The sequence below is a fragment of the Amycolatopsis alba DSM 44262 genome (assembly GCF_000384215.1).
Classification (GTDB): domain Bacteria; phylum Actinomycetota; class Actinomycetes; order Mycobacteriales; family Pseudonocardiaceae; genus Amycolatopsis; species Amycolatopsis alba.
On the sequence record NZ_KB913032.1, the window covers coordinates 5,489,889 to 5,508,196 of the forward strand.

The 18,308-nt window shown below is 67.1% G+C and carries 15 protein-coding genes; 12 read left to right on the forward strand and 3 right to left on the reverse strand.

The features are described 5' to 3' along the window. Positions 1-4: 4 nt before the first annotated feature. The 5 genes from aroA (AMYAL_RS46185) (at position 5) to aroA (AMYAL_RS0126095) (ending at position 8,743) form a co-directional block, all read left to right on the forward strand. Positions 5-1,342, forward strand: a complete 1,338-nt coding sequence (gene aroA / locus AMYAL_RS46185) for a 3-phosphoshikimate 1-carboxyvinyltransferase (RefSeq protein WP_020634211.1) — start codon at positions 5-7, stop codon at positions 1,340-1,342. Beyond that, entirely contained in the window at positions 1,275-2,882 is a 1,608-nt protein-coding gene (asnB, locus tag AMYAL_RS0126075) for an asparagine synthase (glutamine-hydrolyzing) (RefSeq protein WP_167336158.1), read from the forward strand. Before aroA (AMYAL_RS46185) ends, asnB begins: the two co-directional genes overlap by 68 nt. 42 nt (positions 2,883-2,924) lie before the next feature. Beyond that, entirely contained in the window at positions 2,925-3,299 is a 375-nt protein-coding gene (locus tag AMYAL_RS49335; RefSeq protein WP_143267606.1) for a hypothetical protein, read from the forward strand. 163 nt (positions 3,300-3,462) lie between these two features. Beyond that, positions 3,463-7,293: a non-ribosomal peptide synthetase family protein gene (locus AMYAL_RS0126090; RefSeq protein ID WP_020634214.1), complete on the forward strand. Its 3,831-nt coding sequence runs from the start codon at positions 3,463-3,465 to the stop codon at positions 7,291-7,293. Between the two features lie 121 nt (positions 7,294-7,414). Next, positions 7,415-8,743: a 3-phosphoshikimate 1-carboxyvinyltransferase gene (aroA, locus tag AMYAL_RS0126095; protein WP_167336159.1), complete on the forward strand. Its 1,329-nt coding sequence runs from the start codon at positions 7,415-7,417 to the stop codon at positions 8,741-8,743. A 94-nt stretch (positions 8,744-8,837) separates the two neighbouring features. Here the strand turns inward: aroA (AMYAL_RS0126095) and AMYAL_RS0126100 are convergent, their stop codons facing one another. Continuing rightward, the gene (locus tag AMYAL_RS0126100) at positions 8,838-10,043 is read right to left on the reverse strand and encodes an MFS transporter (protein WP_026467452.1); all 1,206 of its coding nucleotides are present in this window, start codon (positions 10,041-10,043) and stop codon (positions 8,838-8,840) included. A gap of 92 nt (positions 10,044-10,135) precedes the next feature. Between AMYAL_RS0126100 and AMYAL_RS0126105 the strand changes: the two genes are divergently transcribed. The 7 genes from AMYAL_RS0126105 to AMYAL_RS0126135 all read left to right on the forward strand — a co-directional run bounded on the left by AMYAL_RS0126105 (position 10,136) and on the right by AMYAL_RS0126135 (position 15,888). Further along, positions 10,136-10,507 carry a MerR family transcriptional regulator gene (locus AMYAL_RS0126105; protein WP_020634217.1) on the forward strand — a complete coding sequence of 124 codons (372 nt, stop codon included), beginning with the start codon at positions 10,136-10,138 and terminating at the stop codon, positions 10,505-10,507. Positions 10,508-10,734: 227 nt separating this feature from the next. Continuing rightward, complete coding sequence (locus tag AMYAL_RS0126110; protein WP_020634218.1) at positions 10,735-12,075, forward strand: ATP-binding protein; 1,341 nt, start codon at positions 10,735-10,737, stop codon at positions 12,073-12,075. Further along, a complete protein-coding gene (locus AMYAL_RS0126115) occupies positions 12,072-12,500 on the forward strand; it encodes a roadblock/LC7 domain-containing protein (protein ID WP_020634219.1) in 429 nt (142 codons plus the stop codon). The genes AMYAL_RS0126110 and AMYAL_RS0126115 overlap by 4 nt, the downstream gene beginning before the upstream one ends. Beyond that, entirely contained in the window at positions 12,497-12,850 is a 354-nt protein-coding gene (locus AMYAL_RS0126120) for a DUF742 domain-containing protein (protein WP_020634220.1), read from the forward strand. The genes AMYAL_RS0126115 and AMYAL_RS0126120 overlap by 4 nt, the downstream gene beginning before the upstream one ends. Next, positions 12,828-13,424: a GTP-binding protein gene (locus tag AMYAL_RS0126125; RefSeq protein ID WP_020634221.1), complete on the forward strand. Its 597-nt coding sequence runs from the start codon at positions 12,828-12,830 to the stop codon at positions 13,422-13,424. The genes AMYAL_RS0126120 and AMYAL_RS0126125 overlap by 23 nt, the downstream gene beginning before the upstream one ends. Further along, a complete protein-coding gene (locus tag AMYAL_RS0126130; protein WP_020634222.1) occupies positions 13,421-14,800 on the forward strand; it encodes a cytochrome P450 in 1,380 nt (459 codons plus the stop codon). Before AMYAL_RS0126125 ends, AMYAL_RS0126130 begins: the two co-directional genes overlap by 4 nt. Then, complete coding sequence (locus tag AMYAL_RS0126135; RefSeq protein WP_020634223.1) at positions 14,782-15,888, forward strand: cytochrome P450 family protein; 1,107 nt, start codon at positions 14,782-14,784, stop codon at positions 15,886-15,888. The genes AMYAL_RS0126130 and AMYAL_RS0126135 overlap by 19 nt, the downstream gene beginning before the upstream one ends. A gap of 286 nt (positions 15,889-16,174) precedes the next feature. On the opposite strand, the gene AMYAL_RS0126140 is transcribed toward AMYAL_RS0126135, so the two are convergent. Together AMYAL_RS0126140 and AMYAL_RS49340 are read right to left on the reverse strand one after the other, a co-directional pair. Next, positions 16,175-17,893, reverse strand: a complete 1,719-nt coding sequence (locus tag AMYAL_RS0126140) for a hypothetical protein (RefSeq protein WP_039794123.1) — start codon at positions 17,891-17,893, stop codon at positions 16,175-16,177. Positions 17,894-17,931: 38 nt separating this feature from the next. Then, positions 17,932-18,201, reverse strand: coding sequence for a hypothetical protein (locus AMYAL_RS49340; RefSeq protein ID WP_143267605.1), 270 nt, complete (start codon positions 18,199-18,201; stop codon positions 17,932-17,934). Between the last annotated feature and the right edge of the window lie 107 nt (positions 18,202-18,308).

Below are 18,308 nucleotides of genomic sequence, written 5' to 3' on the forward strand. Positions count from 1 at the left end.
CATCATGTCGACATCCAAGATCGCGCTGACCGCCGCTCGAATCACCCCGAGTGCTACGTTGCGCGGCACCGTCACGCCGCCCGGTTCGAAGAGCTACTCCGCCCGCGCTGTTCTCGCCGCGGGCATGGCGCCGGGCACGAGCCGGATCCGCCGGATCACCAACAGCCGCAATGTGCGGGCACTGATCGACGCGGTCGCGACATTGGGCGCCGAGATCAGTTTCGAGGGCGACGATCTCGTCGTCGTCGGGCCCGCCGAGCTGAAGAACAACCAGACGATCGACGTCGGCAACTCCGGCATCGTGCTGCGGTTGCTGCTCGGTGCCACCGCGCATCTGGACCGCACGACGTTCGTGACGACGTTCCCCGAATCGCTCGGCCGGCGCTCGAACATCGAGATGCTCGACGCGCTTCGCCAGCTCGGTGTCGGTGCCGACTGGCAGGAACGCGACGGACGGCTGCCGATCAGCACCTACGGCGCCGGCATCCACGGCGGAAGCACCTCGATCGAGTCTCGCAAGAGCTCGCAATTCCTCAGTGGGCTGCTCTATCTGGGTGGCAGGCTCGATTCGGCACTGGAAATCCACGTGCCGGACGAACTCAAGGCCCCGTCCATGGTGCGGACGACTCAGCAGGTGCTCGCCACCGCGGGCGTCGAAACCTCCGCATCCGCGGACGGACTGCACTACCAGGTCCCCGCGAACACTGCCTTCGCTCCGGCCGAATTCGCCGTCGGCAGCGATCCCGCGAGCACCGCGGCCCTGTTGGCGCTCACGGCAGCACTGGATTCCGACGTGTCGATCCGGCATACCGGGCTCACCGAACTCGACGGTGTCGTCGACTATGTCCGGTCCGTCGGCGCGACCGTCACGGTCGGGTCCGACGAGATCCGTGTCCAGGGCAATCCGGCGGCGCTGAAGCCGCTCGATTTCGACGGATCCCTGTCACCGGACTCCGTCCTGCCCTTGGCCGCGTTGTCCGCGCACGCCGACGGGACCAGCATCTTCCGCAACATCGAGCACATCCGGTACAAGGAGTGTGACCGGATCTCCGACTTCCGTAAGGAATTGCGCAAGGTAGGCATCGAGTCCGACGAAACCGTGGACAGTCTCATCATCCACGGCAACCCGGCGGGTGCCACCGAATCCGCGGTCGTCGACAGCCATTTCGACCACGCGGTCGTGCTCGCCTTCACGCTCATCGGCGCGCGGAGCAAGCATGGATTGGTCATCGAGAACGCCGGCGTTGTCGGTCAGACCTATCCCGATTTCTTCCGTGGTGCCGCCGAACTGGGCATCGATCTGCAGCTGTCGGCGGAGCCTGGCGTCAAGGCGGGTGCCTAGTATGTGCGGGATCGCGGCGATCATCACCAAGGGGGCTCGTTCGACCGATGCCCCACTGGCTGGCATGCTCCGGTCGATGCTGCTCCCGATATCACATCGGGGCGATGTCGAAAATTTCGGGGAAACGCGGATCACGGACCGGTGGGCGGCGGGCACGAACAGGCTGGCGATCACGGACCGGGACCACGGCGTCCAGCCGGTCACGCGGGAGGGGCTGACGCTCTTCTACAACGGTGAGCTGTTCAACACCGACTCGCTCCGGAACGAGTTGGTGGCACTGGGTTTCGAGTTCGAGACCGAAACAGACACCGAAGTCGTCCTCAACGCGTACCGGGCGTGGGGAAAGCAGGCCTTCTCCCGGATCTCCGGCATGTACGCCCTCGTGATCTTCAGCGATGACGACAATGGTTTCGTCATCGCACGGGATCCCCTCGGCATCAAGCCGCTCTACCTGTCCGAGAACAGCGAAGCGGTGCTGATCGCCTCGGAGCTGAAGAGCTTCGGGGATGTCGAGGGCCACCGGCCGGTGGAGTTCGAACCAGGACAGTGGTACGACGGCACGACCTACCAGCGTTTTTCCACCATCCTGGACATCTCGCCTGATCCGGGCGAGCTCCACCTCGACGAGGACGCGCTCGTCCGGACGTATCGGGACCTGTTCCTCCAGGCGGTGCGAAGTCATGTCGATACCGACTTGCCGGTAGCGGTCACGTTCAGTGGCGGCATCGACAGTGCCGCGGTGCTCGCCGCGGCGCGTCGCTATCACGACAACGTCGTTGCGTTCACGGTCGGACTCAAGGGCTCGGCGGACATCGAGGTCGCCCGGCGATACTGCGAAGAGCAGGGCATCGCGCACCACGTCGAAGAGATCTCCATGGACGACGTCATCGCCGCGGTCCCGACCGTGGTCCGATACGGGGAGTTCTTCGAGGCCATCGACGCGATGGATTCGTGTATCTCCTATTTCGCCTACCGGCTGATCCAGCGACACGGCTTCAAGGTGGCGATCTGCGGCGAAGGCAGCGATGAACTGCTCGGCGGCTATGACCTGTTCCGTACCCACCCCGATCCGGTGGAGCTGGTCCGTTACCGCACGGGCAACCTGCACCGGACCGATATTCAGCGGGTCGACCGCATGAGCATGGCTCATTCGGTCGAGACGCGGGTCCCCTTCCTCGATCTGGATCTCGCGAAATTCACCCTCGGCCTGCCGTTCTCCGTGAAGATACGCGACGGGGTGGAGAAGTGGATCCTGCGCCAGGCCGTCTCGGATCTGCTTCCGGACTACATCCTCCACCGTCCGAAGATCCGCATGCCGGACGGCAGCGGGCTGAAATCGCAGCTTCGTGAATACGCCGCCGCCATGGCGGGCGAGATCGAGTTTCCCGGTGGTGAGGATATCCGGCTCGGCCTGACGTCTCCCGAGGAAAGGTACTTTCTCGCGGAGTACCTCAAAAAGGGTTACCCCGCTCCGGAACAACGGTACAAGGTGGCCGGGTACGACTACGACGAAACCGGCTACTTCACTTTCGTTTCCTGATCGCGGGCACGAGGACTCCGATCAGCTGGAGAGGACGCTGAAGTGGTATCCCCTGAAATTGACCTTGGCCAACCGCTGCCGACGGTGGAATCGGCAGGCGATCCGGCCTCTGAGTACCTCCATGGGCCACTCGGATCCCTGCAGAACGCGGTCCATTCGCATGTCGGACTCGCACTGACCGTGGAGCAGTTGTCCGCGGGACGATCGGTGCTGGCCGGAATGATCAGTGCCGATACGGAAATCGTGGCAGCGCCACGGTTGGGGGCATTCATGCCGGACGTGCCGATCGACGGGTGGCTGGTGTGCCTTTATTCGATCGGCGAGGAAGACTCCGGGCCACTCGTCCAGCAATCCACCTCCGATGCGTCGTCTCAGGGCCTGATCGACCTGATCTCCTCGATGCGGATGCTCTCCTGACGGTCCGTGTCCTGTTGTGCCGGGAATGTTCGTGACGGTCTTCCGCATCCCATTGCCTGCCTGGCAGGCAATGGGATGCGGCAATAGTGGAGAAAAGTTCATCGGTCGCGGCCGACTCTTCGATCTTCTTTGCGTACACCTGATTCTAGGGGATTGACATACCATGAACGCTCCATCCATCGCCACCTCCGATCTCTGTGAACAATTCCTGCATCAGCTCGGCGCCGATCCCTGTGCCCCTGCGGTGATCTCACGCGACGGCGTGATCTCATTCCAGTCCTTGGGCCGGACGGTCGCGGCGGCCCAGCAGATCATCACCGAAGCCAAACCGCGCACCGTCGGTCTGTACTTCACCCCCTCGCCCGCACTTGTCGCGTCGGCCTGGGGCGCGTTGTTCAGCGGCATCGCCTATGTGCCGTTGGCTCCCACTTACCCCGATGACCGCATCCGCTACATGATCGTCGCCGGTGACGTCGATCTGATCCTGACTCCGGCAGAACTCCGGGGCGATCTGGAGGAGATCGTCGCCGGCACCGACGTCACCATCGCCGAGATCCCTGCCGCCGACGAGATTCCCGCTGTCGACGGGGGTGACACGCCCCGCAATGTCGCCGAGCCCGACGCCATCGCCTTCGTGCTGTACACCTCCGGTTCCACCGGAGCCCCCAAGGGAGTGGAGATCCCGCAGGCGTCGCTCGCTCATCAAATGCGGTGGATCAGTGCCGGCCTCGATCTCGGGCCGGGAGCCCGGATCGTGCACAAGACACCGATCAGCTTCGATGCCGCGCAATGGGAGTTTCTGGCGAACGCGACCGGCGCGGCGGTGGTCGTCGGTGACCCCGATCTCTACCGGGACCCCGAGGCGCTGATCGACACCGTGACCACTCACCAGGTCACTCACCTGCAAGTCGTGCCGACCCTGCTGCAGGCACTCTGCGAGGAGGCGGCCTTTTCCACTTGCACGTCGTTGCGTCTGGTCGCGAGCGGCGGCGAGTCCCTCTCGTCCCGGCTTGCCGCTACGGCCGTCGGCATCCTTCCCGCCACTCGGATCGTGAACGTGTACGGCCCGACCGAAACCACGATCAACTCCTCCTTCTACACGCTACCCAGCACACCGGGCGGCCAGGGATCGGCGGCCGGGGTGGTCCCCATCGGGGTCCCGGTCGACGGGCTCGACTTTCACCTCCTCGACGAGGCCGGCGAGCCGACAGACGCTGCCACCGGCGAGATCGGCATCTCTGGCAAGCAGCTCGCCCGCGGCTATCGCAACCGACCCGAGGAGACCGACCGCCGCTTCGTCACCCGTGTCATCAACGGCACCCCGACGCGTCTCTACCGCACCGGCGACGTCGGCGAACTGATCGACGGTGTCTTCCACTTCCGTGGCCGTACCGATTCCCAGGTCAAGATCCGCGGCCACCGGATCGAGCTCGACGAGATCCGCAGTGCCCTCGAGAATCACGAATGGGTCCGGCACGCCGGTGTGTTCACGGTCGACCGCGGCAACGGCGCCGCCCCGCAGCTCGTGGCACACGTCGAGCTCAACCCGCATGAAGCCGCCGTCATCGACCAGGGCGTGCAACACCAGCCCACGACCGCCCCGGCCCAGGTAGCGGGGCTTGGTGTGTGGGAGGACCCTGCGACGCCGGCCATCGCGCTTCCCATCTCCCCGGAAGACGACCTGCTCCTTCGCAAGATCGCGTTCGGCCGCAAATCGTACCGAACCTTCCACTCGACCGAGATCGATCCCCGCCTGCTTGCGCGACTCACCGCGTTCGTCGAGACACCCCGAGAACTATCCGGCCTGCACACCGGTGACTGGTCGATGTCGTCGCTGGCCTTCGTCCTTCGCTCGCTCGTCCAGTACCGCAGTGAGTCTCGGCTGCTGCCCAAGTACGCATACGCCTCGACCGGCGCGCTGTACGGCGTGCAGGTCTACGTCCGGATCGCCGCTCTGCCCGCTGTCGCCGACGGCATGTACTACCTGAATCCCAGGACCGCCACGCTGCACCTCGTCCACGCCGCGCCCGCAGGCGATCACCGCGCCGGCGTCGATCTTGTCCTGGTGGGTCAGCGTTCGGTGATCTCGTCGGTCTACACGACCAATGTCGACGAGGTCCTGCACCTCGAAGCCGGACACCTGCTCGGTCTCCTGGACACGGTCGCGCCTGCCGTCGGCCACCGCGTCGGCGATCGCCAAGACCTGCCCGTCGCCGACCTCGCCCTCATCGGTGCCGACACGGGGGATCGGTTCGTGATCGGCTCGTGGCCCTTGACGGATGCCGCCGGCGCGGACCCTCTGCGCGCGGTCCGGTGTCGCGTCGAAATACTCGGCGGCAGCCCCGAAGACCGCGGCGTGTACGAGTCGGACGGCTCCGTCCTCACCCGAGTCGGCACCGATCCGCTGATTCGCCGTAAAGACGTCATCGCGATCAACCAGCGGGTCCACGACAAGGCGTCGTTCGGACTCGTGCTGACCTCCACCGGCTCACCGGAGTCCTACATCGACCTCGGCCGGGCCCTCCAACGTGTCGAGATGAACGATCGGAATCTCGGTCTCGTGTCCGCGGGATACAGCTCGTTCAGCGGGCACGAACTGGCCACCGCCCGCCGGATCCGCGCGTTCACCGGCAACCACGGCGAGTCTTCGTACTTCGCCCTCGGCGGGCCCGTGACAGATGACCAGATCGCCCACGACGGCATGGATGAGGACATCCTCCACACACAAGGGCTCGCCGACATCATCAGCACCGACATCGCCGGAATGCTGCCGCACTACATGCTGCCCGACGTCATCCGCATCTTCGACGATCTGCCCCGGAGTCCAAGCGGGAAGATCGACACTCGGGCACTTCGCGAGGCCGAACTCGCCCGCGCCGACGATCCCGCCGAGGAAACCTACGTCGCCCCTGCGACACTCGTCGAACACCAGCTTGCTCGGTTATGGCGAGAGTCTCTGCAGCACGACAGCCTGGTATCGACGGCAACATCCTTCTTCACCCTCGGCGGGAACTCGATCTCCGCGGTCCGGCTCGTCAAGAACATTCGTGCCAGGCTCGGTATCCCCTTCCCCGTTCAGGCGATATTCGAGCACGACACCATCGCCAAGCAGGCCCGCGCGCTGAGCGCCGGAAACACCGCAGTGTTCTCCAGGGCCGTCCCGCTGGCCGGTAGCGGCGACAATCCCGTCTTCCTCTGGGCGGGACTCGGCGGATACCCGATGAACCTGCGGCCCCTCGCCGAGGCCATCGCCGGTACCTCCTACCGGTGCTACGGCCTGCAAGCACACGGGCTCAACGACGGCGAAGACGTCGACGACACCATCGTTGCCATGGCGCGTCGCGATATCGACGAGATCCGCCGCGTTCAGCCCCACGGCCCGTACAACCTCGTCGGCTACTCATTCGGTTCGCGGGTCGCCTTCGAGGTCGCCTACCAGCTCGAAACCCAAGGTGAAACAGTAGACAGACTCATCCTCCTTGCCCCCGGCTCACCTCATGTCGAGCAGGAACCCGCCACCCCTGGCGCGGAGGGCCGCTACCGCGACACCTGGTTCAAGCGGTTGCTGTTCGCCGTGTTCTTCGGTCGCACCGACGGACCACTCGCCGACAGTGTCGCCGCCACGGTGACGGGCCGCGACTCCTTCCTGAAGGCGGTCGCGTCCGAACTCGAGATCGATACGAGTCTCGCCGACCGGATCACCCGGCTCGTGGAAAAGACGTGCGAGTTCGAGTACACGTTCACCGAGCTGGCCGAGCGCGACCTCTCCGCTGCCATCACCATCATTCGCGCCGACGGCGACGACTATTCGTTCCTCGACACGGTCGCCATCGACGTCAGCTACGCGAGTGACACCCTCGACGCCAATCACTTCCAGATCCTGCGCGCTCCGCACGTCGAGCACACGGTGAGCACCGTCGTCGCGGCGCTCACCAAACCGGCGATCACCCAACTCCCCAAGGAGAATTCCCGGATGCCGCAAGTCACTCTCTAGCACATGTCCGGTTCGGAAGGGGCTCCGGCGCGGCAACGCGTCGGAGCCACCGGACTGTTCAGCACAGTGCAGGGGCCGGGAAATCGAGGCATCGGAAGTGACAGAGAAGGCGGTATCGCAAGTGAAGACAGGGACAGACCGGATTGTGGTTCACCCGGCCGACGGGGAGGTCAGCGGATCGGTCCGGATACCGGGCAGCAAAAGCATCACGAACCGGGCGATCGCCCTTGCCGTGCTGAGCACCGGAACCTCTCGCATCACCAACCCGCTGTTCAGCGATGACACCGAACGCGGGCTGGCCGCGGCCCAGACTCTGGGATGCAAGGTCCTGGTCCGGGACGACGAGGTCGAGATCACCGGCATCGGCAGGCAGCGCCCGGTGCCGCGGGCGACGATCGATGTCGGATCGGCGGGAACGATCGCCCGTTTCCTGCCCTGCATTCTCGCCTTCGGCGAATCCGGTGAATGGCATCTGACGGCGAGCGCGCAGATGACGAAGCGGCCGATCGACGGGCTCGGTGCGGCCCTGAACCAGCTCGGTGATCCGCTTGAATACATCGAGAATCCAGGGCGATATCCGATCACTGTCCGGGGCGGCCGCATTCGGAAATCGGTCGCGCATGTCGACGGCAGCGTTTCCAGCCAGTACCTGAGCGGGCTGTTGCTGGCCGCGCCCAGGAACGCCACCCCGATCCGGATCACCACCGACGGTGCCGTGGTGCAGTCGGAGTACGTTCGCATGACGATCGACTGCATGCGGCGGTTCGGCGCCCGAGTCGAGGCTTCCGACGACTTGAGCCGCATCGACGTCGAGCCGGTCGAATACCGGGCCACCACGTTCGATGTCGAGGCGGATGCGTCGACAGCCACGTACTTCGCGGCACTACCCGCCGTTGCCGGTGGTGCCATCGAGCTGACGAATCTGGCACGGGCCAGCAGGCAGCCCGACATCCAGTTCGTCGAGATCCTGGCCGCCTTCGGATGTGTGACCGAGTGGACGGGAGACGTCGGCGTCCGCATCCGGCGTCCGCAGGGGCTGACCCGCCTGCGCGGTGGTCACCGGTTCGACCTCAACGCCTGCTCCGATGTGGCCTTGACCGTCGCCGCGTTGTCGGTGTTCGCCGATGCCCCGGTGGAGATCACCGGCATCGAACACGTTCGGCACCACGAATGCGATCGCATCGACGCGATGACCGAGGTCCTGCGTGCGGTGGGTGCTCGCGTGCAGGAGCGGCCCGACGGATGGCTGATCGAACCGGCCACGGTTCGGCGGGCCGAGGTACGAACCAGGGACGACCACCGGATGGCCATGGCATCCGCGCTCATCGGGATTGGGGGTAGCGGAATTTCGCTGGATCATCCCGATTGTGTCGCCAAGACCTGTCCGACCTTCTTCGAGCTGCTTTCCGGTCTCGGTCTGCCCAGTGACCGGACGGCTGCCGTCGGCTGAAGACCAAGCGTCGCGGGAGGCCCTGCGCAGGACGCGAGATGCGCCGCGTGCGCAGGGCTACAGCTCACGGGTCTCAGCTGCGGGCAGCGAAGGTTCAGCGGCTGCCGAGTTCTCCCTTGATGAACCCGTTTTTGCGTGCCGTGATCACAATGGCGAGGGTGGGGACGAGCAGTGCGAGCGCAACCCAGCTCAGCCAGGATGCGTTCAATCCGCCGAGGATGATGCCGCCGATGATGCCGCCACCGGCGATTCCGATGTTCCATCCGGTGGTGAGGAGTGCCTGGGCGACATCGCCGGCGTCGCCTGCCGCTTCGGCGACCGCGGTCTGCAGCAGGGTGGAGGTGCCGCCGAACGCGAGCCCCCAGAGCGCTGCGCCGGCGTAGACGAGCGCGGGCACGCCGGAGAAGATGCCGAGCAGCAGCGTGCATGCCGCGAAGAGCGCACACGCGAGGATCATGAGGAGACGCAGGTTCCGGTGGATGAGCGCTCCGGTGATCCAGATGCTCACCAGCGACACCAGGCCGAAGGTGAGCAGCACGGCGTCGACTTGACTTTCCATGCCGAGCGGCGCGAGGAACGGGGCGATGTAGGTGTAGAGGATGCTGTGGGAGAGCACGAACGTGAGGGTCACGACGAGCACGGGCGCCACGCCGGGAATGCGGAAGGTGCGGGTGAGCGGGAGCCGTGAACCCTTGGGCTGTCCGGGGAAGTTCGGCACCGCCACGACGACCCACACGATCAACGCGAGCGTGAGGACGGTCATGATCCCGAACGCGTATCGCCATTCGATGAGCTTGGCCAGAAGCGCCGCGGCGGGAACTCCGATGGACAAAGCAACGGTCGCGCCCGCCATCGCGATCGCCATGGCCTTGCCGCGCTGATGTGCGGGAACCATCCGTACCGCGTATCCGGCCAGCAGCGCCCAGAGCAACCCGCCGACGATGCCGGCGATGAACCGGGCGGCCAGCGTGAGCGCGAAGCTCCCGGAGAGCGCGGTGACGGTGTTGGCGACCGCGAATCCTGAGATCGCCACCAGCAGCAGGTGCCGTCGCGGCCAGCCGATGGTCGCCTTGGTGAGCGGGATTGCGGCGAGGATCGCACCGATCGCGAAGACGGTGACGCTCTGCCCGGCAGCACTCTCGCTCACACCAAGGTCTCGGCTCATCGCGGGAAGCACCCCGGCGGGCATCGTCTCGGTCAGGAGTGTGATGAACCCGGTGGTGGCCAAGGCCAGAAGAGCCGCCAGCGGGAGCCGGTCGCTCGTTGTCGAGTGAGGTGACAGAGTCTGTGGTCGTGTCATAGCCTTATGATCAATGGTTGACATTAGTGTGAAGGTCAATTCGGTTCCCGCTGAGTCACCTGACGCCGGCCACGGAGGGCGAGGAGAGGGATATGCGGATCGGTGAGCTGTCGACGCGCACACGGACTTCGATGAGGTTGCTGCGCTACTACGAGGAGCAGGGACTGATCGAGTCAGATCGGCTGCCCAACGGATACCGGGACTATGAGGAGTACGTCGTCGACAGGGTTCTCCAGGTGCGAGGCCTGCTCGACGCGGGGCTGCCCACACGGATCATCAAGCAGATCCTGCCCTGTCTGAACACCCCTCGCACGATTCACATGCCCTACGCCACGCCGGACATGGTCGCGACGCTCGAACTCGAACGCGACCGCATGGCCGAAAAGATCGAATGCCTCACCAAGAACCACCGGGCCATCAACGACTACCTCGACGCCGTACGCCGCGATATCCGAGTCTCCTGACCGAGGTCGGGCCCGGCTCGGGATCCGGTGTGTCCGGCCCGCCCCTGGCCGATCGGCTGTGCCCTGCACAGAACCACTTTTCTCACGGGAAGCGGCTGCCGCTCACGGCGTGTTTGCGCTACGGTACTCGCTGCTGATGACGTCCTTCGATCCCCGATGCCGTGGAGCTGCCGCATGATCCCCCGGCTCGGCCCAGGCGTCCTTGCCCTGTCGACCGTGAGGATTTCATGGAGTACCCCCTGCTGACGGCAGCGCTGATCTGCGTCTCGCTGCTCGCCGCGGCTTTCGCGCTGTTGCTGGTGCGCCAGCGCCGGGTCACCGTCAACACCGGCCGTCGTGGTGAGCAGCTGCTGGCCGAACTCCGCGCCCGTGAGGAGGAGGACAGACACCTGCTGCACAGGCGGTTGCCTGCGATCGTCGAGGCGCAGACCAACCAGGCCGTGACCGTGCCCGGCCCCTTGCGTGCCTTCAACGGCGAGGACCCGCACCGCGAACTGCTGGCGGCGGTCAGCGAGCTGACCGGCCAGACCCGCCGCAACGCCGCCGAATCCGCCGCCGCGACCCTGCGCGCGATGATGCGCACGGTGCAGAACCTCGCGGGGGAACAGCAGGTGCTGATCTCGGCGATGGAGGAGCACCACGACGATCCCGACGTGCTCGATGGTCTGCTCGGCCTGGACCACGCGAACTCGCAGCTGGGCCGGCGCGCCCAGGCGACCGCCGTGCTGTGCGGTTCGTGGCCGGGCCTGCAGCGCTCCGCCGCGACCCTGACCGACGTGGTGCGCGGGGCCACCGGCCGCATCCGTGACTACGCGCGCGTGCAGATCCCGGCGCCTTCGGACACCGCGGTGGTCAGCCAGGCCGTGGAACCGGTGGTGCTCGCGGTGGCCGAACTGCTGGACAACGGCGCCCGCCACTCGCAGCCCGGTTCGCCCGTGCAGGTCAGCTTCCAGCAGGCGCACAACGGGCTGGCGATCGTCATCGACGACGCCGGGGTCGGCATGACGGTGGAAGCGGTGCAGCGCGCGGGCTGGCTCTTGGGAGGCCACGGCGGTCAGGACATCGCCGCGCTCGGGGTGCCGCCGCGGATCGGGTTCGCCGTCATCGGCGTGCTTTCCCACCGCTACGGCTTTCGCGTCTCGGTGGACATGCGCTCGCCCTTCGGTGGGGTGCGCGCGGTGCTGTTCCTGCCGAGTGAGCTGCTCACCCGCGCCGCCGTCCCGGAGCCGGCACCGCAGGAAGTCCCGTCGCTGGCCGCGCCTGCCAGCCCGGCCGCGATCACCCCCAGCCCGGCCCCGCGTGTGCGCGTTCCCGAGCCGGAACCACAGCCTGCCGAACCGGCCGAGGAATTGGGTACCACCGCGCACGGCCTGCCCCGCCGTCGCCGACGCGCCCCGGTGACCGGGGCGGCCACCACCACGTTGTCGGTTCCGGTGTCGCCGCCAGCCGCGCCGGAACTCACCGAGTCCCCGGTGAACCACAGCCCGGTCGCCACGGCCACGGCCTGGCAGCGCGGCACCCGCCAGGGCCGCGCTTCTTCCACCGATGACGAAAGGGATTTCCAGTGAGCAGCTCCGTCACCACCAACAACCGGTTGGGCTGGATGCTCGACCAGGCCCTGCAGATGCCGGAGACCATCTCAGCGGTGCTGCTCTCGGCCGACGGCCTGCTGATGGCCCATTCGCAGGGAATCACCGTGGAGGACGCCGAGCGCACCGCCGCCGCGGTCTCCGGGCTCCAGTCGCTCGCCCGCGCCACCGGCGAGTTCTGCCGTCAGCCGCCGGAGCAGTGGCGGCAGACGCTGATCGAATTCGACGGCGGGTTCGTCTTCCTGACTTCCGCCGGACAGGGCGCCTACGTCGCGGTGTCCACCACCGGCCGGGTGGACATCGAGGGCGTTTCCTCGCGATTGCAAGAGCTGGTGCAGAGACTCGGCCAGGAACTCACCGCACCGCCGCGCTTTCCGACCGAGGGAGCTGGCAACCCGACATGAGCGGACAGCGGCGGGAACGGGCGCTGGTCCGGCCGCACGTGGTCACCGAGGGCCGGGCCCATCCGACCCGCAACACCCTGGACGTGGCCACCGTGGTGCTGGCCACCTGGGCTCCGGTGACCGGGCTGAGCCCGGAAAAACGGCGGGTGATGGAGCTGTGCCGGGGCGGCGCACTGGCCGTCGCGGAGGTGGCGGCGCATCTCAAGCTGCCCACCAGCGTCACCAAGGTGCTGTTGTCGGACCTGCTCGACAGCGGGCACATCGAAGCACGGGCCGCGGTGCGCGAGACCGAAGTCCCCGACCAGCAACTCCTGCAGAAGGTACTCGATGGCCTCCGCGCTCTCACCTGACCGATACGTTCCCGCCACGGTCCGGACCTCGGTGAAGATCCTCATCGTCGGCCCGTTCGCGGTGGGGAAGACCACCTTTGTCGGCACGCTCTCGGAGATCCGCCCGCTGCGCACCGAGGAGCGGATGACCCAGGCGGGCGCACTGGTCGACGACCTGTCCGGCGTGCGCGGCAAGGACACCACCACGGTGGCCATGGACTTCGGACGCCTGACGCTGAGCGACGAGGTGGTGCTCTACCTCTTCGGTGCTCCTGGGCAGCAGCGGTTCACGCAGATGTGGAAGGACCTGGCCCACGGTGCGCTCGGGGCGCTGGTGCTGGTCGATCCCAGCCGCCTGCAGGACTCCTTCGACGTGATGGGCCTGCTGGAGGAGCTGGACCTGCCCTACGCGGTGGCGGTCAACCAGTTCGACGGTGCGCCGAGTTTCCCCGAGGCCGAGCTGCGCGAGGCGCTCGATCTGCTACCCCAGACCCGGCTGGTCACCTGTGACGCCCGCGATCGCGCGTCCGCCGCCTCGGCGCTGATCAGCCTGGTCGACTACCTGTTCACTCCCGTCCGCCAGGAGCATCCGTGACCATTCCCGCCACCCCGCCCCCCGGATGTCCCGCTCACGCCACGCGCACCCCGCTCTACGACGAGGAGTTCGCCGCGAACCCGGCGAGGGTCTACGCGCGGATGCGCAAGGAACACGGCCACGTCGCGCCGGTCGAGCTGGCGCCGGGGGTGAACGCGAGCCTGGTGCTGAGCTACGAGGCGGCGCTGGACGTGCTGCGCTCCCCGCAGACCTATCCGCGGGACCCGCGCCGCTGGCAGGCCAATCAGCCGCCGGACAACCCGGTGATGCCGATGATGGGCTACCGGCCGAACTGCCTGTTCACCGACGGCGCGGTGCACGCGCGCTACCGCAGCGCGGTCACCGACAGCATCTCGCGGGTGAACCCGCACGCCCTCCTGGGCTATGTGGAGAAGGCCGCGCGGGAGCTGATCGCGAAGTTCTCCCGGAACGGCCGGGCGGACCTGCTCACCGAGTACGCCGGAACCCTTTCCCTTCAGGTGTTCAACCACCTCTTCGGCTGCCCGCCGGAACTGGGCGAGCGGCTCACCGCGGGGATGCGCGGGATCTTCGACATGGTGGACCCGGAGCGTGCCAACGCCGAGCTGACCGCGGCCATGCTGGACCTGCTGGCGCTCAAGCGGCGGCAGCCGAGCCAGGACGTGCCCTCGTGGATGATGGCGCATCCCTCAGGGCTGACCGACGAGGAGATGCTGCACCAGCTGGTGTTGCTGATGGGCGCGGGCACCGAACCGCAGCAGAACCTGATCGCCAACGGGCTGCGGCTGCTGCTGGTGGACGAGCGCTTCGCCGGGGACCTGGCAGGCGGCAGCCTGCACGTCGAGGACGCGTTGGAGGAGATCCTCTGGAGCGACCCGCCGATGGCCAACTACTCCGCCGGTTACCCCTATCCGGCGGCCGACCTGATGGGCTCGCGGCTGCCTGCCGACGAGCCCGTGGTGATCAGTTTCGCCGCCGCCAACACCGATCCCGAACTGGGCGAGGCCCAGCGGGCCGGTAACCGGGCGCACATGGCCTGGAGCGCCGGGGTGCACTCCTGCCCGGCGCAGGGCCCGGCGCGGCTGATCGCCACCACCGCCATCGAGACCCTGCTCGACGCGCTGCCGGATGTGCGCCTTGCTGTGCCGGACGCCGAATTGCGCTGGCGGCCGGGCCCGTTCCACCGCGCGCTGGCCGGTCTCCCGGTCCTGTTCACCCCCGTCGTCGCACCGGCCAGTCCCGTTCCCGACCCGACAGGAGAGCACCCATGGCACCAGCCCGCCCGTTCGTCCTCGATCCCAACGGCCGTGACATCCACACCGAAGGCGCCGAACTCCGCGCCCGCGGAGCCGCGACGCTGGTGGAACTCCCTGGCGAAGTGGTGGCGTGGTCAGTAACCCAGCCGGAACTGCTGCGGAAACTGCTGGCCGACCCGCGGGTGTCGAAGAATCCGAACCTGCACTGGGCGGCCTACCGCGCCGGTGAGATCCCCGAGGACTGGCCGCTGCGGATCTGGGTCTCGGTGCAGAACATGTTCACCGCCTACGGTGGCGACCACCGGCGGCTACGTTCGCTGGTGTCGAAGGCGTTCACCCCGCGCCGCGTGGAAGCATTGCGGCCGTGGGTCGAGCAGCTGATCACCGGCCTGCTGGACCAGCTCGCCGCCGGGCCGGACTCGGTGGACCTGAGGGAGAATTTCGCCTATCCGCTGCCGATCGAGGTGATCTGCCAGCTCTTCGGCGTGCCCGAGGAGCACCGGCCGGAGCTGCGGCGCGCGGTGGACGGAGTGTTCAACACCTCGCTCAGCGCCGAGGAGGCGCAGGCGAACGGCGTGCTGATGTACGGGATTCTCGGGCAGCTGGTGGCGAACGGGCGGGAGAACCCCGGTGAGGACCTCGCCAGCGGCCTGATCGCCGCGCGGGACGAGGACGGTTCGGTGCTGGAGGAGGCCGAGCTGATCGACACGCTGATCCTGATGATCTCGGCCGGGCACGAGACCACGGTGAACCTGCTGCACCACGCGATCCTGGCGCTGCTGACGCATCCGGAAGAACTGGCGAAGGTGCGCTCCGGGGAGCACACCTGGGCCGAGGTGATCGACGAGACCATGCGGTGGCAGGCGCCGATCGCGAACCTTCCGCTGCGGTACGCGGTGGAAGACATCGAGATCGACGGAGTGCACATCAAGGCGGGCGAGGCGATCCTGGCTTCGTACGCGGCAGCGGGCCGCTCGCCCGAGGTGCACGGTTCCGACGCGGACGAGTTCCGGCTTTCGCGGGAGTCGAAGAGCCAGCACCTGTCGTTCGGGCACGGGGTGCACTACTGCCTCGGTGCGCCCTTGGCGCGACTGGAAGCGGAACTCGCACTACCGGCGCTGTTCGAACGGTTCCCCGATCTGGCCCTGGCGGCGGAGGTCTCCGAACTGGAGAAGATGCCGTCGTTCATTTCGAACGGGCATACGAGTCTTCCGGTACGCCTCAAGTGAATTCGGTGAGTTGTGGCTTCACCGCGGATCCGCGGTGAAGCCACAACTCACCTAGCCAATGCGCGAAAGTTCGGCGCGACAATTCTCAAACCAGCCAAGACGAAAAACTGCCCTACCTCGGCAAAGTTGCCAGGTGGGCCGTTGTCGACAGCGTCCGCTCATGGCTCGCCGTTGTGTCAATGGGTGGCCTTGGACGCTGTTGTTCGAGGCAGCGGGGGCGTGGGACGAGGGTGTGGAAACAGGGACACTCAATGTCCCTGTTTCCACACCCTTCCGGTTCCGGTGGCTACCGGAACCGTGCGGATTCTTGAACCGGTGTCAGCGGAGCCGGTAAGCGTGAATGATGCTTTGGGTCGTGGTGTTCCCGTCGGCATCGGTGGCTTTCGCACGCAGGGACACAGATCCGGTCGCCGGGTGCTGGAGCTCGGCGTTGTACCGGCCGTCCTGCCCGCTCACCTTCGCGGGCCGCCAGTTGACGCCACCGTCGTAGGACGCTTCGACCTGCAGGCCGGTGATCGCGGCGGGACCGTCCTGCCGGGACACGGTGACCGGGACGGTGAAGGTGCCGCCGCCCGGCGCGGTGTTGGCCAGATCCACCGCCGGGGTGTACCGCACCTCCAGCAGCGGCAGCGCTCGGCTCGGCCCCTGGACGAGCCCGCTGCGGAAGGTCCATTCGGCGGAGACCTTGGTGGACAACGGTGCCCAGGGTTCGTCGCGCTCCGCCTCGGCGGTAGAGCACGGTGCTGCCGCGGTCACCGGGCGCGTCCAGGTCCGCGGTTGCGGTGTGCCCGGCACCGTCGGAGAACAACGGGATGCTGATGTCGATCTCCTGCGTGGTGCGTGCGGCCCAGGGCCTGTCGGCCGGATAGTTGCGCTTGCCGCGGAAGCCGGGGCCGGTGACCGCACCGTTCCAGGCCAGCCGGTAGCTTTTGCCCGCCGCGAAGAGTTCCTCACCGCGCAGGTCGCCGCCGACGCTCGGAGTTTGGCTCACCAGCGCGTTGAGGAACGCCCAGGTGCCAGGCGTGTAGTACTCCTGGCGTTCCGCTCGCACGAGCCCCGGTGTTCCATAGCCCAGCCGTGACACTCCCAGGCGTACCCCTGCCGCCCGGTGGATCGCGTGCATCTGGGGCGTGGACTCCGCCGAGTAGCCGTGGAAAGCCATGGTCACCGCCGCGAGTTCGGACTTGCGCACCGAGTGTTCGAGCTGTGCGGGGACCCGCCCGGTGGCCGGGAAGGACAATTCATAGGCGTCCCGGATTTCCGGTCGGGCGATCATGGTCGCGGTGCCGCCACCGGTCCGGGCCAACGCGGCAAACCGCTCGGCGTTCGTGCCGGCGATCTGGACGGTCGGCAGTGCCAGTGCCTCGGCGGCCTTGGCGCCGGTCAGTTCACTGGACGGTTTCGCGGCGGTCGCCGCGGCTGCGATTCGGCTGCCTGGCTGCCTCGTCAGCTCCGTGCCCTGGTGAACCACGTCGGCAGTGCGCAACCACGCGGCCACCATCGCGCCACCGTGCTCGCGCACCGTGGCGACCCGTTCCGTCAGAGTCTCGAGGGTGGTGCCCGAGGGCAGTTCGAGCACCACCAGCCGATCGCGCACCTCCACTCCGGCCAAGTCTTGTGAGCGACCCGCGCCGCCGAACGCCAGCGCGGGCGTCCGTGACCCCACCGGCAGAGGAGCGCCGACCACCACGACGGGGACAGGGAAACGCTTCTGCTGTTCGCCGAACAGCTCCAGCCGCGGTTGTTCCAGGCGGTGGCTGGCGCCGAAGTAGAAGGCGGCCGACGAGGTGCCCGGCTGCGTACCGGCGAACATCTCTTGGAAACGCTGTTCGAACGGGAGCACCACGGACTGCGTCTGGTCGGCGCTCAGGCACACTCCCATCTCGACCAGCGAGCTGCCCCCGGTCACCTCTGGCTGATCGACGTTCGCGGTGACCTTCGCGGTCTGGCGGGTGTCCAGGGTGACGGTGGTGTCGCGTGTCAGGTTGAGCTCCGGGTGGGCCATCGCGGCAATCGAGGGTTCCAGCCCAGGGCGCGGCGTGATCAGGCTGCCCACCAGCGCGTAACGGTCGGCGGGCAGCCGCAGGGTGCTCCGGCGGGTACGTCGCGTACACGCCCGCCACCGTTGAGGCTGATCACGTCGAACGTCGCGCGGGAGCCCGCGGTCGCCACTGCCCCGTTGCGGTCGAGCATGCGCAGCGTCAGCTGGTAGCCCGAGGCCGCCACCGCCTGTCCGCCCGATACCGGTAGCAGCCCCGATACCAGCGCCGTAATCAGTAAAGTTCGCCGGAAATGCGTGCTTGCCCGATTCATCAACTACTTCTCGCTCGATGAGCGGACCATGTACCTCATATCCGCTTGCGGGCGGATATGAGTTCACGCGGTCTCGGGCCACCGTCGCGCTGGGCTGGCCGTGTTCG

Bases quoted from the DNA above. Each gene is read 5' to 3' on its own strand.
- aroA (WP_020634211.1), top strand. From the start codon at position 5: ATGTCGACATCCAAGATCGCGCTGACCGCCGCTCGAATCACCCCGAGT.
- AMYAL_RS0126090 (WP_020634214.1), top strand. From the start codon at position 3,463: ATGAACGCTCCATCCATCGCCACCTCCGATCTCTGTGAACAATTCCTG.
- AMYAL_RS0126100 (WP_026467452.1), bottom strand. From the start codon at position 10,043: ATGACACGACCACAGACTCTGTCACCTCACTCGACAACGAGCGACCGG.
- AMYAL_RS0126105 (WP_020634217.1), top strand. From the start codon at position 10,136: ATGCGGATCGGTGAGCTGTCGACGCGCACACGGACTTCGATGAGGTTG.
- AMYAL_RS0126110 (WP_020634218.1), top strand. From the start codon at position 10,735: ATGGAGTACCCCCTGCTGACGGCAGCGCTGATCTGCGTCTCGCTGCTC.
- AMYAL_RS0126120 (WP_020634220.1), top strand. From the start codon at position 12,497: ATGAGCGGACAGCGGCGGGAACGGGCGCTGGTCCGGCCGCACGTGGTC.
- AMYAL_RS0126125 (WP_020634221.1), top strand. From the start codon at position 12,828: ATGGCCTCCGCGCTCTCACCTGACCGATACGTTCCCGCCACGGTCCGG.
- AMYAL_RS0126140 (WP_039794123.1), bottom strand. From the start codon at position 17,893: ATGGCCCACCCGGAGCTCAACCTGACACGCGACACCACCGTCACCCTG.
- AMYAL_RS49340 (WP_143267605.1), bottom strand. From the start codon at position 18,201: ATGAATCGGGCAAGCACGCATTTCCGGCGAACTTTACTGATTACGGCG.